Below are 16,366 nucleotides of genomic sequence, written 5' to 3'. Positions count from 1 at the left end.
TTTATCAGGCACCCGGGGCGGAGCGCTGCCCCCGAAGGTTCATCAGTTTCAGTACTTCGAACCAGAGGATGCTGAATATACCCGCGGCGACGCAGACAGCGACGTCAACGGGGTGAAGGACCGCAAAGTTGAACATCCTGCGGAAAAAAGGGACGGAGAGCGCCAAGGCAAGAAACACCACGGCGCCTCCCGTCACCGACCAGAGCGCGGCATTCCAGGTGCGCAGCGAGGACAGGATCGGCCGGGTCCAGGAGCGGTTGATGAAGATGAGGCAGAGATTGGCAACGATCAGCGTAGTGAACGTCATCGCTCTCGCTTCGTCGGCCCCCTGTCCTCGCCGGAGCGACATGAGGAACACAGCCAGCAGGACGATCAGAACGCTCAGGCCCTGCAGCAGGCTGATCGCGACCGTCCTGGCGCTGAAGAGCGGGGTAGCGGGACCCCGCGGAGGCCTGTTCATCACGCCCGCTTCCTCCGGCTCGGCCTCGAACACGATGGAACAGGCCGGATCGATGATCAATTCCAGAAACACGATATGCACCGGCAGGAGCACCAGCGGCAATTTGAACAAGACCGGGATGAGCGACATGCCCGCGATCGGCACATGGACCGATACTATGTAAGCGACCGCCTTCCTGAGATTATCGAAGATCCTCCGGCCCATGCGCACCGCCTTGACGATCGAGGAAAAATCGTCGTCCAGGAGCACAAGAGCCGATGCCTCGCGGGCAACGTCGGTGCCCCGCCCGCCCATGGCGATCCCGATGTGTGCCGCCTTGAGCGCCGGCGCGTCATTCACCCCGTCTCCGGTCATGGCCACGACCTCGTTGTTGGCCTTGAGGGCCTGCACGATCCGGAGCTTCTGCTCCGGGACGACGCGCGCGAAAATGTTCACGCTCCTGATCCGTTCCCGGAGAACGCCGTCATCCATGGCGTCGAGCTCCGCCCCGGTGATGATGCCGGCCGCCGTGGGAAGGCCGATCGCGCTCGCTATGCTTGCGGCCGTCCCTGCGTAATCGCCGGTGATCATGATGACGCGGATGCCGGCTGCGGCGCATTCCGCCGTTGCCTCCTGCACACCGGGCCGGACGGGGTCGGCAAGACCGACCAGGCCGACAAAGTCAAAGGGAAAATCATGCTGCTGCCCGGGGAGGTCCCTGCTGACGAACCGGGAGCGAGCGACGCCCAGGATGCGCAGGCCCTTGTTCGCCAGGGACTCCACGGTCTTTGCCAGTTCCTCCCTCCGGTCCCGGTCCAGATGGCAGAGATCGGCGATCGCCTCGGGCGACCCTTTCGACGCGATGACGAACTCGCTGCCGTTCGGCGACTGCCAGACGTGGGACAGCGCCATGAGATGGTCGGAGAGCGGATACTCGCGAACCAGCGTCCAGTCGGCATGGAGATGCTCGGTGCGGGAAAGAGATTGTTCGCCCAGGTCCTTGAACGCCCTCTCCATGGGATCGAAGGGGGCCTTCTGGCTGGCAAGGATGCTGAATTCGATCACTTCGTGGAACTGCTCCGGGATGGCGCCCTGCGCGCTGTGATCGATCCCGTAGAACTCGTTCCGGGCCCAGATCGTGTCGACGGACATTCGGTTCTGCGTCAGCGTCCCGGTCTTGTCGACGCAGAGCACGGTCGCAGCGCCGAGGGTCTCGACAGCGGGGACCCGCCTCGTGAGGACCCGCTGCCGGGAAATGCGCCACGCTCCGAGGGCGAGGAAAATGGTGAGCACCACGGGGAATTCCTCGGGCAGTAATGCCATGGCGAGCGTGATGCCCGCGAGAAAGCCGTCGAGCCAGTTCGAGCGCGTCACTCCATAGACGATGACCACGATCGTGCACAGGAACAGCCCGAGGAGCGCGAGCCTGCGGACGATCTGCTCCGTCTCCCGCTGGAGCGGGGTCTCCTCCGTCTCCACGATCCGGAGCGCCCTGCCGATCTTTCCCATTTCCGTATCAGCGCCCGTGACCTGGACGGTCGCGATCCCCTGCCCTTTGACGACGAGCGTCCCCGAGTAGAGGAACGGCAGATCCTCGCCGCCCGGCCGGGTCATCCCGCCGGTATCATTGCACGCCTTCTTCCGGACCGAAACGGATTCCCCGGTCAGCAGCGATTCATCCACGGACAGATTCGTGCAGGACTGGATTACCGCGTCTGCCGGCACCCGGTCGCCCTCGACGAGGACAATGACGTCGCCGCGCACCACTTCCCTGCCGGGAATACGCCTCTGCCTGCCCTCCCTGATGACCAGTGCGCGGGGGCTTGACAGGTCCCGAAGCGCTTCGAGCGCCCGCTCTGTCTTGCGCTCCTGGTACAGGGTGATGCCGACGACCACGAACACGAAGCCGAGCAGCATGACGGCTTCCCGGAGATCGCCCAGGACCAGGTAAATGGCCCCACAGGCGACAAGGAGGAGGAACATGGGCTCCCGCGCGACCTCCAGGGCTATCGCGATCGTGCTCCGCTTCTTCGCGGACGGTATCTCGTTGTATCCTTCGGTCTGGAGCCGCGCGGCCGCTTCGGACTCCGAAAGTCCGGAGGGAGTGCTGATGTCGGAGGGATTGAGCATAGAGATCGCGTTCTCGATCGGATACGGTCTTCGCAGTATACACAAACGGGCCTGAATTGAAAAGACCATACCCTGATGTGTCCCGCTGCCGCGCGGGTGTACCGGCGCCGCCCTTTTGTGCTATAGTTTATTCAGAGCTTTCTGCTGCGACCTGCGGGCCCTCCGGAAAGGAGAGGACCATGAACGAGACGATTCCGGAAACGGATCTGCGGATCCTGAAGACCATAGAAGAGCACATTTTCTCGGGGATCAGCCGGGGAATCAACCTGTCTGAACTGAATATCCTCGATGATGTCAACGCCGGCAAAGGCAAGATTGAGGAGCTGGGGGCAAAGATCGCCGTCAAGAACCCGGAGCTTGCGGTCACCATCCTCGAGATCGCGCGTTCCGTTTACTTCAGCCACAGCACGCAGGCAGAGGTCCCCGATTTCTTTGACGCCGTCATGCGCCTTGGCGCTGACCGGGTGAAACTCCTCTTTTTCTCGCTTTCGCTCTTTGCGCTCGGCAAGGGCCCCGAGGCCAGGCTGCGTGCCGCGAAAAGCGCCAGCATCGGCATACTCGGAAGGACCATCGCCGAGCAGATGAACCTCAAGGATGAACTCGTGCGCAAGGTAGAGACAGGGGGGCTTCTTTCCCAACTCGGGAAAAATGCGCTCTTGAAGGCGCGGGAACTGGGGATGGACCTTAGCGATGACTTCATCGAAAAGCATGAAAAAGACCTGGCCCTGATCATCATGGACAGGCTGGATCTGGATCCCTTCCTGAAAAAGGCCATCGGTCTGTCCGTCATCGAATTCGACGAGGAGTCCCTTTCCCTGCCCGGGATCATCAAACTGGCCGAGGCAATGACCGAGGACAGCTTTAGAAGGTACGGAAAGCTGGTTTTGAAATCGCCCATGCCCGACTCTTCTGACATCGTAACCAGGACGCCGGGCGACGCCATCCGGAGGCTGTTTACCGCATTAGGGGTCGAAGAATTTCTCGAAGTGCAGGAAACGCCCACCCGGCGCCAGTTGGAGGCCCGGGGGAAACAGAAAAAAGGACCCGTCGGCACCGTCAGAGGATAGCGATCCGGATGCACGCTCGCCGGCGCAGCCGCGGGGCATCGGGCGAGGAGGAAGATGGTCGACGTGCTGGCAAAGCTGCCCTGGGGAATCCTGATCCTGGCCTGTTTGACGCTGGGGCTCGCCCCGTTCGCGCCTCCCCACATCTGGGAAAAGCTCCACATGCTTGCGAAAGGCGAACTCGTCAGGCCGATCGACTGGTTCGATCTGGTGCTGCATGGAACGCCCTGGGTTCTTCTGATGCTGAAAGCGATCGTCTCGCTGACGCCGAAATGAAAGGTGAAGGGTTTTCCCCCCGGCGCAGCCATGGAGAGAAGGAGGGGAGGCATGCCGATCGCGATCATCTCGTTCTTGCCGGTGCTGCGAGAGCATCTAGGCCTTCAGCAGGTCCCGCAGGAGTAAACCCAGATCCTCAGGCTTGTAGGGTTTTGCGATGACCGCGCTGAATCCGTACTCCCGGTGATTGGCCATCACCGGGTCGTTCGAATATCCGCTCGACGCGATGGCGCGGACATTGGGGTCGATGTGCAGCAGCTCTTGGACCGCTTCCCTGCCTCCCATGCCGCCCGGTATGGTCAGATCCATGATGACCGCGACAAAAGGCTTCCCCGCATCCGCCGCATCCTTATAGAGACGCACCGCTTCCAGACCGTCCCGCGCGAAAACGACCTCAAAGCCGAATTCACGGACCATGTCGCCGGCGACGTTCCTCACCATTTCCTCGTCATCCATGATCAGGATGCTGCCCTTTCCCCGGAACGAGACGGCGGAAGCTGCCTGAAGCTCTGCTGCGGGCGACTCCGACGCGGGCAGCAGGAGCGTGAAGGTCGTCCCCTGACCGATCCGGGAGCTGACGGTGATCTGGCCGCCGTGGTTCTTGATGATGGAATAGGTGACCGCGAGTCCGAGGCCGCTCCCGGTCTGCTTCGTCGTGAAAAAGGGGTCGAAGATCTTGGCGAGATATTCCTCCGGGATACCCGTGCCTTCATCGCGCACCGTCACGTGCACATAGCGGCCCCGCCGCGCCGGCAGCACGTTCAGCATCTCCTCCCGGGCGTTGCAGGCCTCGATGGTAATCACCCCGCCTTCGGGCATGGCCTGGCAGGCATTCAGTACGAGGTTCTGGAATACCTGACTCATCTGTCCCGCGTCCGCCTCGACAGGCCAGAGGCCGACGTCAAAGTGCAGCGAACTCCTCACCCGCGCGCCGCGCAGCGCGAAGCCCACCGCGTCCCGGATCACCTGGTCGATCGCGACGGTCTTTGTGACGGGCTCGCCTCCCTTCGAAAAGGTGAGCAGCTGCATGGTCAGGTCCCTGGCATGGTTCGAGGCCTTTTCGGCGTCGTTGAGCCGGTCGTGTTCGAAGGAGCCCGGCTTGAGCCGCATGCGCGCCAGGGCGATGTTGCCGAGGATCGCCGTCAGGATATTGTTGAAGTCATGGGCGATGCCGCCTGCCAGGATGCCGAGCGATTCCAGCTTCTCCACCTTCTGCATCTCCGCTTCGACCAGTTTGTGGTCCGACATATCGATGGCAAGCCCCCGCAGGCCGACGGTTCTGTCCCCGCGCCTGATCGGTGCGGTATGAACGCCCACGAAGAAGGTGCTCCCGTCCCGGCGAAGGGCGTGAAACTCCGTGTACCCGAACTGCTGGCCCTCGAGCCGCCGCTCCATGGCCTCGCGGACCAGCTGCCGGTCCTGCGGATCGACGACTTGCAGGACGCTCATACCCGCGCTGATATCAGACTCAGTGTAGCCGAAGGCTTTCAGGCCGGTCTTGTTGAAGTAGGTGAAGTTGCCCTGCAGGTCGCACTCGAAGACGGACTGCGGCAGGGAGTCCGCGAGCTCCTTGAAACGCTCCTGGCTCTCTTGCAGCGCTTCCCCGGCCCGCCTTCGCTCGGTGATGTCGGTATGGGTGCCGATAACGCGCAGTGCCTTTCCGTCGGAAGTGCGGGTGACGATCTTGCCCCGGTCGAGGACCCACTTGTACGTTCCGTCCCTGCTCAGCATTCGGTGCTCGCTCATGTACACGGGGGCCTCCCCGGAAAAGTGCCTTTGGATCTCGCGGTACACGTATTCCTTGTCCCCGGGATGGACCCGCTTGTCCCATTCATCGAGAGTGTTGCCGATCTCGTCATCTCCGTATCCCAGCATCGCTTTCCACTGATGGGAGTAAAATACCTCGTTGGTCTGCACGTTCCAGTCCCAGAGGCCGTCCCCGGCGCCTTCGAGGGCGAACTTCCAGCGCTCCTCGCTCTCGTGCAGCGCCTGATCAGCCCGGTCGCGGCCGATGGCGTACTGCTTCATGAGGCCGTACATGATCGAGGCGGTCACGAAGATGAACAGCCAGCCCTTGATGATGCTCAGGATCGTGTACATGCGGGTGTTCGCCGCGATCGCCTCGACGAGCAGATCGGACGTCGCGATCCAGGTGACGCTGAGGACGATGTATATGAGGATGATCCTGAAAGGAGTGAGTTTGAACATGGGAACTCCCGGTGCGGCAGAACACTGAACGGAGCAGAGCGAGATAAAAGACCGCGTAAAAAGCTTATCAAATTCCGGGCAAAAAGGGTAGGGAAATTACGATGGGAACTGCGGTGTGTTACCGTTGGTAGCGCAACGATCACACCACATTACCTGCGTCTGCGGCGGTCTGTGCACTACAGAAAAAAGGTCCTTGAGGACGCAATGGAAATTTCCGGGCAGTGGAGCCCCACCTGCGGGAGCTGGCGGCGCCCCTTTAGGGACGCGACCTCCTGCGGACTACGACGCATTACCCCGGGCAGGAGCCGGGGGATTGCAAGTCGCGGGATTCATGGGAGAGCGCTCAGGGTATTTCGGTCGAGGCATCACGGCTTGGGCGGCATCTTCACCACCGTGAACCAGAATTCTTCAAGCGTATTTACCACCTTGATGAAGGCGTCAAATCCTACGGGCTTGGTTATATAACAATTTGCCCCCAGGTCGTAGCACTTCACGATGTCGGCATCGGCATCCGACGTAGTCAGGATAACTACCGGGATGCTGTGGAGGTTCTTGTCGTCCTTGATCTCCTTGAGCACTTCCCTGCCGTCCTTCTTCGGCATATTGAGGTCGAGGAGGACCACGTCAGGCCGCGGAACATCGGAATAGGGATGTTCGCGTCGCAGGAACTTGAGCGCCTTTACACCGTCGTCTACCACATGGAGGTTGACGATCAGCTTTGCCGCAGCCAGCCCCTCCCGGGTCAGTTCCACGTCGCCGGCGTCATCCTCGACCAGCAGCACATCGATATCTTTTCGAGTTCTCATGCTTCGTCTCCTCCGCGCGGCTCTCAAGCGGCCGGCCCGGAACTTCCTTCTCCTTGACGCATCCGTTCCCTGGCGCTGCCGGGGACGGAAAATACATACCATCATTCGGCCGGCAATGTAAAGTAAAAAATCGAGCCCCTTCCTGGCTCCGATTCCACCCAGATCCGCCCGCCGTGGCGCTCCACGATCTTCTTGCAGACCGCAAGTCCGATGCCGGTGCCAGAGTACTCCGTCCGTGTATGAAGCCGCTGGAAGATCACGAATATCCGCTCGGCGTATTCCATCGGGATTCCGATGCCGTTGTCCTTCACTGAAAACTCCCATTCCGCGTCTTTCCGGACTGCTGAGATATGCACCCGGGGAGCCGCGTCGCCGTGGTACTTCACCGCGTTCCCAACGAGGTTCTGGAACAGCTGTCCCAGCTGCGTTTCGTCTCCCGGCACCGTGGGAAGCGGATCGGCCGTGATGGATGCGCCGGACTCATGGATGACCACATCGATGTCCTTCAGCACGCGGCCGAGCACCGCATTACAGTCGTTTTTGACGAACCCCTGGCCGCGCGTCGTGATGCGCGAATAGGCCAGGAGGTCCTTGATCAGCATCTGCATGCGCCTGGCGCCGTCCACGATGTAAGCAACATAGGTGTCCGCTTTTTCGTCGAGCTTCCCCCGGTACCGCTTCTCGAGCAGCTCCGTGAAGCTCGCGACCTTGCGCAGGGGCTCCTGCAGGTCGTGGGAGGCGACGTAGGCGAACTGCTCCAGGTCCCGGTTCGAGCGCTCGAGCTCGAACATGACCTGCTTCAGTCGCGCTTCGGCCCTCTTGCGCTCCGTGATGTCGCGTGCGATCGTCGACGCCCCGATGATTGTCCCGTCCTGGTCCTTGATCGGCGAAATAGCCGCCGAGACATCGACCCATTGCGCGTTCTTGCGTATCCGTACCGTCTCAACGTGCTCGACCCGTTCCCCCCGCGCGATGCGGGAGAGGATGTCCCGCTCCTCCGCGGCTCGATCGGGCGGGAACAGCATGGCCATGGACCGGCCGATGACCTCCTCCGCTCCGTACCCGAACAGCTTTTCCGCTCCGGGGTTCCAACTGGTGATGACGCCGTCGATCGTCTTGCTGATGATCGCGTCATCCGAAGATTGAACGATGGCCGCCATGTGCGCAAGCATCTCTTCCGCCCGCTTTCGCAGCACGATATCGCTTGCCGCGGCTGCTAAGGTCGTCAGGGTATCGACATCCTTCTGCGTGTAGTCGCGCGCCTTGTTGCCAACGCCCATGATGACATCGATCCTGTTGTAGCGCACGACCGGCACGACCACCTCGCGGATGACCGGGGCATGCCCCTCCGGGAGCCCTCTCCGGTTCGGCAGACCCCGGTAGTCGTTGTGGATGATCGGCTTGCGCTCCCGGATGCAGTCGGCCCATACCCCCGCGGCGCTGACCGGGTAGTGCTTCCCCTTGCCTTCGGCGGTGCACATGCTCCCGATGGTGTTGGTCGACCAGGCCTGGAGCTGCAGGGTCGTCTGGTCCTCCCCCAGGAAGTGGAAGAAGCCGATGGTACTGTTGGTGAGCGCCTCTGCCTCGTCCAGGGCGGCCTGCATCATGTCGTCCAGCGAGCGTTCCCTCGCGATGTCATTGAGCCTCACCCGGGCGCGGAGCAATGATTCCGCCCGCTTCCGCTCGCCGATGTCGCGCCAGACCACGTGGAGCAGCTGCCGATCCCGGCTCAGGATGGGCGTGAGCAGCACCTCGACGAAGAAATGTTCGCCGTCGGCGCGGACGTGCTCCCATTCGAACAGCTGGTTCCCCTGTTCGAACGCGGCGGCGAGCAGCGCGGCCGATTTTTGGCCGGAAGGCCGGCCGTCGGGCTGGTACTCGGGCGATATTCTGTCCGGCGAAAGACCACGAACCTCGTCCACGGACTCCCTGCGCAGCATCGCAAGCGCCGCGCGATTACAATCTATGAAACGGCCGCCCTCCATCAGCAGAACGGCTTCAGCGGTGTCCTCGAAAAGCCTGCGGAAACGGGCCTCACTTTCGCGCAGCCTGACGTTCGTGATCTCCATCTGCCGGTGGTGGGCGCCCTGGCGCCGCTGGAAGGCCGCAAGAGCGGCGAATGATGTCAGGGCAATGATGCCGAAGATCGCGCCCTGGCTCAGCGCATCCTTCCTCCAGCCGGAGGTGATCGCGGAGAGGTCTCTTCCCACGACGGCCACCATTGGCTTGTCCAGGGGGACGCTGGCGGGCCTGATCGTGCGCAGCACCACTATGCGCGCTTTCCCCGCCGCGCCGGTGAACAGGTTCTCGTCCCTGCCGCTTTCCCGATGGCGCGCGAAGAACGAACCGGATTGGGCCAGGCTCCCACCCGCCCCGGCTTCCTGTTCAGGCACGACCAGGAACTGCATACCGTCTCCATGAACGACCGAGGCCGCCATGTCAGGGGCGTAGTTCACCGACCCCAGCAGGGTCTTGAAAAAATCGGGATCGAGCGTCGCCACCACGATGCCGCTGAATTCGTTGTTCCTTCCCGGGATCACCCGGGTCAGGTTCATGACCCAGGCGCCCAGAATTGTCTTGTACGGCTTTGAAACGAACAGTGTATCCGTGTCGGGATGCTCGCGGGCCTGGTGAAAATACTCCCGCTGGCCGAGGTCGTATCCGATGATCTCCTTCCGGTCGGAGAGACGTATGATACCCCGGGAGTCGGCGACAAAGAGCGTCCGGACGCCGGGCATCACGTCATCGAGCGCTTTCAAGCGGCGAGTGGAAACCGCAAGCGACCATTGGGCCGCGGGCCGGCCCCTGAGTTCGTCGCGGATGGACAGGAGGGCCCTGTCGGTCCCCTCCAACTGCTGGGCGAGATTGTCATTGATGACCCGCGCCTGGGTATGCAGGCGCAGACGCTCTCCCGCCAGGAGGTCCGCCTTGCTCTTGGCGAGGTTGTACATCAGCGCAACGCCGAGCAGCAGGAGCGCAACGCCGAGAAGGAGCCACTGAACGGGGAAAGAACCTTCGACACGGCTCCACATCCGGTCGCGACCCTCCCGCTCTTGGCCCCCCCTTCCACCAATCGTCATGCCGTCTCCACCCTGTTCCTGCCGCGCTTCTTGGCGCGATAGAGTGCATCATCCGCCCTGTTGATTAAGGAATCGATGGTGTCGTCTTCCCTGAGCTGGGTGACTCCGAAACTGCCGGTCACCGGCGATGCTGCCGAGAAGGTGGATTGTTCGATGACCCCCCGCAGTCTCTCGGCAAGTTGGGAGGCCTGCTCCAAATCATCATCGGGAACAAGGATCATGAATTCTTCCCCTCCCCAGCGGGCGAGGGACTCGTACTTCCTGAGATTGTCCTTCATGAGCTGCGCCATCTGCTGCAGCACGCGGTCGCCGGTACTGTGCCCGAAGGTATCGTTGATCCCCTTGAAATGGTCGATGTCGAGCATGATGAGCGAGAGCGGTGAGAAATGCCTCATGACCCGCCTTATCTCTGCTTCGAGCACCTCATTGAACTTCAGGCGGTTATAAACGCCGGTCAATACGTCTGTCGTTGCCTGGCGGAAAAGCTGTTCATTGACGCGCTTCAGCTCGGCCTCGAGCTTATGCCGCTCTATGGCATAATGCAGTGCGCGGTTCAACATCCGGGCGTCTATCTCCCCCTTGACCAGATAATCCTGGGCGCCCTTCTTCACCGCTTCCATGCCGAACGCGTCGTCCGAGAGACCGGTAAGCACTACCACGGGAACATCGGGCGAGGATTCCAGCAGACCGGTAAGCGTTTCCAGTCCCGTACTGTCGGGCAGGTTCATGTCCAGCAGGACGATGTCGGTCTTGTTCCGTCCCAGATGCGCAAGGCCGGAGCTGAGGAGGTCCACGCACACGACGTTGGCGCGGATTGATAGCTGCGCCAGCATCTCCTGGATGAGTTCGACGTCGCTGGGATCGTCCTCTACGAGTAAGATTGTGATGACGTCGCTGGCCACGGTCGATGTGTTCCTTTTTGCCATAGTATGCTCCCCGACAGTCCTGTTTTTATAATGCCACTCTTTCCATCTTTTGTCGAGGGCCCTTCCTTTACAGAATATAGGAGAAATGATTGTTTGTAAAGCGGGGTCGCATGAATAGATTGCCGGGGAAAACGGACATGCCTGAGGGTGATCAGCGTGGAGCGGCCTATCGCAGGGATGCCATCGTTGAAGTTGATATTCTCTTCTGAGAATTCAGCATAGACACTTTGTCGATTACATTTTATATCAGGATGTCGGAATAAAAGCGAATCCGGACCAGGCACGCTCCCGCAAGAATTACAGGTCAGGGGCCAGGGAATCCGCTACGGGGTGTCCCGGCGCAGTCGCATATGCTTGCGTTCTAGAAAAATTGCCAACGCGGCGGCCTGCACCTTTGCCGCTTATCTTGCCGGCCTCAGACAGTCAATGAATTTCCTGTGTTCCTCACATCTCATGCGTCCAGTATCTCTCTTACTTTCTTCAAGAGAGCATCGGGTGAAAGGGGCTTTGAGATCAGGTGCAGCCCCTCGTCGAGGATCTCTCTCCCCTGAAGGACATCAGCCGCATAGCCGCTCGTGAACAGGACCTTGATATCGGACCTGATCTTCTTTATTTCTTCGTAGACCTCCCTGCCGTTCTTCTTCGGCATAATCACGTCCAGGAGCAGGAGATCGACGTCATCCTTGTGTGCCCTGAACGTTTCCAGGGCTTCCTCCCCGTCCTGTGCCTCGATGAGCGCATAGCCGAACTCCTGCAGGACAATGCGCGCAAGCCGTCTCACGTCATTATCGTCCTCGACCACCAGGATGGTTTCCGTGCCGCCTGCCGCGGCCAGGAAGTTGGCAGGCCTGATCTCTTCTGCGTCAATTCTGCTGATGGGCAGATAGATATTGAACGTCGTTCCCCTTCCGGGCTCGCTGTGCACCGTGACATAGCCATTGTGCTGTTTGATGATGCCGTACACGATCGAGAGCCCGAGGCCGGTGCCTTTCCCGACCTCCTTGGTCGTAAAAAAGGGGTCGAATATTTTTTTTGCAGTTTGTGCGTCCATGCCGACCCCCGTATCCGCCACCGCGATGCATGCGTAGGTGCCCGGTTCTCCGAAACCGTGGGCCCGCTGGAAATCGCTGCCCAGGACAACACGCTTCGTTTCGAGCGCCAGCTTTCCTCCCCGAGGCATGGCATCCCTCGCGTTGGTTGCGAAATTCATCAAGACCTGCTCCATCTGTCCGCTGTCGGCAACGACCGTCAGACGTTCTTCGGAAAGGCTGGCCCCGAATTCCACGTCCTCCCCGATCAGCTTGGCCAATAGCTTCTCGACCTTCCGGATGATCTGGTTGAGATCCACCGGTTTCGGGTTGATGATCTGCTTTCTGCTGAACGCCAGGAGGCTTTGCGTGAGATTGGCCGCCCGCTCCGCCGATGAGAGCATATGCTCCACGTAGGACCTCGATTTCTCGTCAAGCTCGCTGCTCATCTGCAGAAGGTATCCATAACTGATGATCGCCGACAGGATATTGTTGAAGTCATGCGCTATGCCGCCCGTCAACTGACCGACCGCCTCCATTTTCTGTGCGTGGCGAAGCTGCGCCTCCAGCTTACGCTCCACCGTGACGTCCCGAAGCATCTCCCGGTAGGCTACGGCCGCCCCTGCGTCATTCCGGACCGTCGTCGCCGTGACCAGGGCATCGATGCCCTCCCCGCTCTTCTTCTTCAGCTTGACCTCAAAGTCGGCAACGGAGCCGCGACGCGCCATGGCCTCCTTGAATGCCTCCCGGTCCCCGGGCGTTGCATAGAGATCTTTCCCGATGTTGACGGACAGCATCTCCTCTTTTGACGGATAGCCGAAGAGGGTCAAGCCCGCGGGGTTCATATCGTTGACCCTTCCTTCGGGCGTGCTGATGAAGATGACGTCTTTTGATTCTTCGAACAAGGTGCGGTATTTTTTTTCAGAATCCCGCAGAGCCTCTTCAGCCTCTATGCGCTCGCTGATGTCCCTGAAGGTCACCACCGCGCCGGTTATCCGGTCCCCTTCCCGGATCGGGGTGGTCGTGTACTGGACGGCGAACCTTGTCCCGTCCTTTCTCCGGAAGAACCCTTCTTCGATGCGGTGGACGACGCCGTCCCTGAGCGTGGACTCGATCGGGCATTCGTCTTCCCGGCGGGTCCCGTCCGCCGCCCGGCAGTGCCACGCCGCGGACCAGGGTTGGCCGGCCAGGTCCTCAGCCCTGCACCGCAGCATAACCGCCGCGGCAGGATTGACAAAGGTATGGTTTCCCTCCCTGTCCAGTCCAAGGATCCCCTCGCCGGCGGCTTCCAGGATCAACAGGTTCTGCCGCCTCAGACGCTCCAGGCGCCCGGCGAAATCTCTCAAGGAATGGTCCTGTTCATACAGCTTCTGCGATGTCGTGTTCAGAGCGGCGGCAAGCTGCTCGATCTCCAGCGAGCCCGCCTCCACGCGGACCGTGGCTCCGCGGTCCACATCCAGCCTTTTCGCGAAGTCCGTGATCCTGCCGACCGCGCGGAGCGGGCGGCTCAAAAAGATCAGGATACATGCGGTGCTCACCGATACGACGATCAGCGCGGCAACGAGGGAATCCTTCCAGATGCCCCTGCGGAGGTCGCTGATGGCGCGCAGGCTGTAATCGACATTCACCCACCCCAGGAGTGACTCATCCGCGATGGGATACCAGACGCTGATCCCGCCTTCGTCCACGATGATCTCCGGGTTTCTGCCCGGCGGTGTTCTGAGCCGGTCCAGGCTGTACTGAACCTTGGGCGCGGAATTGTCGACATGGACCACGCGGCTCAGCAGAGAGCCTTCGGGATTGGCAACGGACAGGGACCGGACATGGGGGAACTCGGCGACTTTCAGCAGCAGCGATTCTATCGACGCAAGGTCCTCCGTCAACAGGTAGTTCATACTGAGGTTCGCAACGCTTTTGGCCATGATGGTCGCCTGCGACTCTATGGCCTCCAGCGACGCTTCGGTCTGCACGCTCGCCGTATGCCATGCGTATATCCCGATCGTGGTGAGCAGCAGAAGGGACACAATGAAACCGACCTGGAGAGGGAGTCGTCTCGGGAAGACGAAATGAAGCCATCTCCTGTTGCTCATCAATCCCCTCCTTTCACGACGTACTTCTCGAGGCCCAGTCGTTCGATCGGCCCGTAATCTCTTTCGTAATTTGCCCTCACGATTTTCTCTATTCCGACGGCCTTAAGAAGGCCATCGGCCCCAGCATCCTCGTTCAGCTTCAAGAGGGCATTGACGACCGCTTTGCGGACCGATAGAGGGACGCGAGGATGGACCGCGATGGGATGAGAAACGACCGGAGGAGTGCGGTAGATGATGCGAAGCTCGTCCCTGAGCTCCTGCGGTGCGTTTTCCAGGGTCTTGTTCACACCGCCGCCTGCGGCAGCCATCCCTGCCAACACATGCTTATAGACATTACTATGGGTGATGACATATTTTGGCGTGAATTTTATTTTTTCCTGCGTGGTAAGAAGCGCTCGCATATACAAGGAAGCGGCAAATGCATTCGGGGATGGGAATACGATCGTCTTGCCGTTCAGGTCCTCCACGGACGTGAAATCGCTGTCCTTATCTACAACGATAATTCCCACCAGCTGGTTCTCGCCGTCCCGTACGAGGGGGATGTAGCCCTGCGCCTTTTTTGCCATGACGGCATGGTAGGGGTTCAGATAGACGAAATCGGGAATGCCTTCATGGATTTCCTGTTCGAAGTCGGGAATTGATTTGTAAAATTGCAGCTTCAACGCAACCCCGGCATCACGGGAGACCCTTTCAATGAAAGGACCCCAATCGCGCTTGATGGCGGCGGGGGGGTACTGCGGAACGACGGCGAACGTGTAGGTGTCCTGTTCCGCCGCAGCGAGGGACTGAACGGAGTGAAGCAATCCGGCAAGACAGGCCAAACCGAACAGCACCAGGACGGCCACGAGACGGGCCGAGACAGGCAGAACTCTTTTCAAATGTCGACTCATGCTTTCTTCTTGCCGATTCCCCTCAGGAGTGAGAAGGCCTGCCCTGCCCCCATGCCTCCGCCGCTCACATTCCCGCTGTGCGGGGAACGCGAAAACCAGAGGGTTCTTCCCGTCTGAATAATACTATAATTATCCTCATTGTGCAAGTTTTTGCGACGGCATTCATTTCTGAATCCCGCGACTTGCAATCCCCGCTCCTGCCGGCGGGGGATCCACTGCCGCGGTCGAATCTTTCGTCTTGGATCGCGAAATGCCAGGCCAAATCACTAGGGAAACTGGCGCCCTTGCCACGGGCAGTAGTGCCGGATCCTTATCGTGTGGCCATTGACAGGATCATGGTGTATAGTATTCGGGTGAGTTCTCTTTCGGCTTTGATGCATCTACGCCAGGGAGACGAGAGGAGTCGGCTGCAGAGGAGGAGCCATGGAAGAAAGGAAACGATTTGCGGTCCAGCTGTCAACTGGTATCAGGGATGTGGGCAAGGTGAAATCAGCCCTCATGTTCGCCGCCCTGGCCGCGACCTCAGGCTGCGATACGGTCGTCTACTGTGTTCAGGACGGCGCGGACGCTGTCATCAAAGGAAAGATACGGGAGGAAGGGTCGCTTCCGCCCGGGATGCCGACCTTCGAGCAGCGGCTTGCGGAAGCCCGTGAGGCAGGCGTCAAGTTCGAGCTCTGCGAACAGGTGGCTCGGAACAGGAATCTGCGGAAAGAGGACCTCATCGAAGGGACCGAGATCATGGGCGGCGTGCAGCTCGTCAGCTATGCTCTGGAGTACGACGGGATGCTGTTCTTTTAGTCCGGAGTCCGTTGACGCGGACAGAACAGCAAAGCCATGCAGGAGCACCCTGCATGGCTTTGCGTTTCACACATCTTCCGCCCGAGAACGGTTATGAGATTGGTGGACGAGAAGGGGAATCTCACGCGCTTCGCTTCACGAAAGGGCCTGCCCTCTCGTGACCTCTCCCGAAACATGAGGGAAATCCTTTCCCTCAAGCTCCCTTTGGTTCGATCCCCTTAGATGAACAAAGCCGGTCAAGAAATGACCGGCTCTGTTTTATTTTGGTGGCGAGAAGGCAATCGAACTGACCCTATAACAATTTGAATTACTTATATAATTCCTGTTCGATTTTTCTTCGTATACCCAAAACTACACCCACTACTTCGCCCCTAAAATTCTTTTGAACCGGGGTGCAACAGCCACTGTCCGAGTAAGTGTGATGAAGTGATGATACAGCATCCATTCCGAGGATGCAAGGCAAAGATTTGCGCTGGATCGTGGGGCCCGTCATGATTGCCTTAGTTGCGTTATCAACGACCGGATATCTTCAACTCGCCAACAAGTGCAACGGGCGGACAACTTCACAGGCTTTGGATACTTTCCCGATTTTACTCCTGCCCACCAGGAGCTCTTGCTTACAGGGATGATC

At 60.0% G+C, this 16,366-nt stretch carries 11 protein-coding genes; 3 read left to right on the top strand and 8 right to left on the bottom strand.

Going from position 1 to position 16,366, the window contains the following annotated elements; all coding sequences use genetic code 11:
• Nucleotides 1-4: 4 nt before the first annotated feature.
• The gene (locus VL197_13270; GenBank protein HUJ18948.1) at nt 5-2,569 is read right to left on the bottom strand and encodes a cation-translocating P-type ATPase; all 2,565 of its coding nucleotides are present in this window, start codon (nt 2,567-2,569) and stop codon (nt 5-7) included.
• A 179-nt stretch (nt 2,570-2,748) separates the two neighbouring features.
• Between VL197_13270 and VL197_13265 the strand changes: the two genes are divergently transcribed.
• A complete protein-coding gene (locus VL197_13265; GenBank protein HUJ18947.1) occupies nt 2,749-3,636 on the top strand; it encodes an HDOD domain-containing protein in 888 nt (295 codons plus the stop codon).
• Nucleotides 3,637-3,690: 54 nt separating this feature from the next.
• Nucleotides 3,691-3,909 (top strand): RND transporter, encoded by a 219-nt coding sequence (locus VL197_13260; protein ID HUJ18946.1) that lies wholly within the window; start codon nt 3,691-3,693, stop codon nt 3,907-3,909.
• A gap of 96 nt (nt 3,910-4,005) precedes the next feature.
• On the opposite strand, the gene VL197_13255 is transcribed toward VL197_13260, so the two are convergent.
• The 6 genes from VL197_13255 to VL197_13230 all read right to left on the bottom strand — a co-directional run bounded on the left by VL197_13255 (nt 4,006) and on the right by VL197_13230 (nt 14,925).
• Nucleotides 4,006-6,117, bottom strand: coding sequence for a PAS domain S-box protein (locus VL197_13255; GenBank protein ID HUJ18945.1), 2,112 nt, complete (start codon nt 6,115-6,117; stop codon nt 4,006-4,008).
• A gap of 365 nt (nt 6,118-6,482) precedes the next feature.
• The gene (locus VL197_13250; GenBank protein HUJ18944.1) at nt 6,483-6,923 is read right to left on the bottom strand and encodes a response regulator; all 441 of its coding nucleotides are present in this window, start codon (nt 6,921-6,923) and stop codon (nt 6,483-6,485) included.
• Between the two features lie 101 nt (nt 6,924-7,024).
• Nucleotides 7,025-10,003: a PAS domain S-box protein gene (locus tag VL197_13245; protein ID HUJ18943.1), complete on the bottom strand. Its 2,979-nt coding sequence runs from the start codon at nt 10,001-10,003 to the stop codon at nt 7,025-7,027.
• Nucleotides 10,000-10,929 (bottom strand): diguanylate cyclase, encoded by a 930-nt coding sequence (locus tag VL197_13240; protein HUJ18942.1) that lies wholly within the window; start codon nt 10,927-10,929, stop codon nt 10,000-10,002. Before VL197_13240 ends, VL197_13245 begins: the two co-directional genes overlap by 4 nt.
• Nucleotides 10,930-11,380: 451 nt before the next feature.
• On the bottom strand, nt 11,381-14,047 hold the full coding sequence (locus VL197_13235; GenBank protein HUJ18941.1) for a PAS domain S-box protein: 2,667 nt from the start codon (nt 14,045-14,047) through the stop codon (nt 11,381-11,383).
• Nucleotides 14,047-14,925, bottom strand: a complete 879-nt coding sequence (locus VL197_13230; protein ID HUJ18940.1) for a phosphate/phosphite/phosphonate ABC transporter substrate-binding protein — start codon at nt 14,923-14,925, stop codon at nt 14,047-14,049. Before VL197_13230 ends, VL197_13235 begins: the two co-directional genes overlap by 1 nt.
• 435 nt (nt 14,926-15,360) lie before the next feature.
• Between VL197_13230 and VL197_13225 the strand changes: the two genes are divergently transcribed.
• Nucleotides 15,361-15,735 (top strand): DsrE family protein, encoded by a 375-nt coding sequence (locus tag VL197_13225; GenBank protein HUJ18939.1) that lies wholly within the window; start codon nt 15,361-15,363, stop codon nt 15,733-15,735.
• 489 nt (nt 15,736-16,224) lie between these two features.
• On the opposite strand, the gene VL197_13220 is transcribed toward VL197_13225, so the two are convergent.
• Nucleotides 16,225-16,365, bottom strand: a complete 141-nt coding sequence (locus VL197_13220; protein ID HUJ18938.1) for an AlpA family phage regulatory protein — start codon at nt 16,363-16,365, stop codon at nt 16,225-16,227.
• Nucleotide 16,366 lies beyond the last annotated feature (1 nt).

Source organism: Nitrospirota bacterium (genome assembly GCA_035516965.1).
Lineage (GTDB): Bacteria > Nitrospirota > UBA9217 > UBA9217 > UBA9217 > MHEA01.
The sequence above is the reverse complement of the archived record's forward strand: the minus strand, read 5'-3'. Positions and strand labels throughout refer to the sequence as shown.

Bases quoted from the DNA above. Each gene is read 5' to 3' on its own strand.
- VL197_13270 (HUJ18948.1), bottom strand. From the start codon at position 2,569: ATGCTCAATCCCTCCGACATCAGCACTCCCTCCGGACTTTCGGAGTCC.
- VL197_13265 (HUJ18947.1), top strand. From the start codon at position 2,749: ATGAACGAGACGATTCCGGAAACGGATCTGCGGATCCTGAAGACCATA.
- VL197_13260 (HUJ18946.1), top strand. From the start codon at position 3,691: ATGGTCGACGTGCTGGCAAAGCTGCCCTGGGGAATCCTGATCCTGGCC.
- VL197_13255 (HUJ18945.1), bottom strand. From the start codon at position 6,117: ATGTTCAAACTCACTCCTTTCAGGATCATCCTCATATACATCGTCCTC.
- VL197_13250 (HUJ18944.1), bottom strand. From the start codon at position 6,923: ATGAGAACTCGAAAAGATATCGATGTGCTGCTGGTCGAGGATGACGCC.
- VL197_13245 (HUJ18943.1), bottom strand. From the start codon at position 10,003: ATGACGATTGGTGGAAGGGGGGGCCAAGAGCGGGAGGGTCGCGACCGG.
- VL197_13240 (HUJ18942.1), bottom strand. From the start codon at position 10,929: ATGGCAAAAAGGAACACATCGACCGTGGCCAGCGACGTCATCACAATC.
- VL197_13235 (HUJ18941.1), bottom strand. From the start codon at position 14,047: ATGAGCAACAGGAGATGGCTTCATTTCGTCTTCCCGAGACGACTCCCT.
- VL197_13225 (HUJ18939.1), top strand. From the start codon at position 15,361: ATGGAAGAAAGGAAACGATTTGCGGTCCAGCTGTCAACTGGTATCAGG.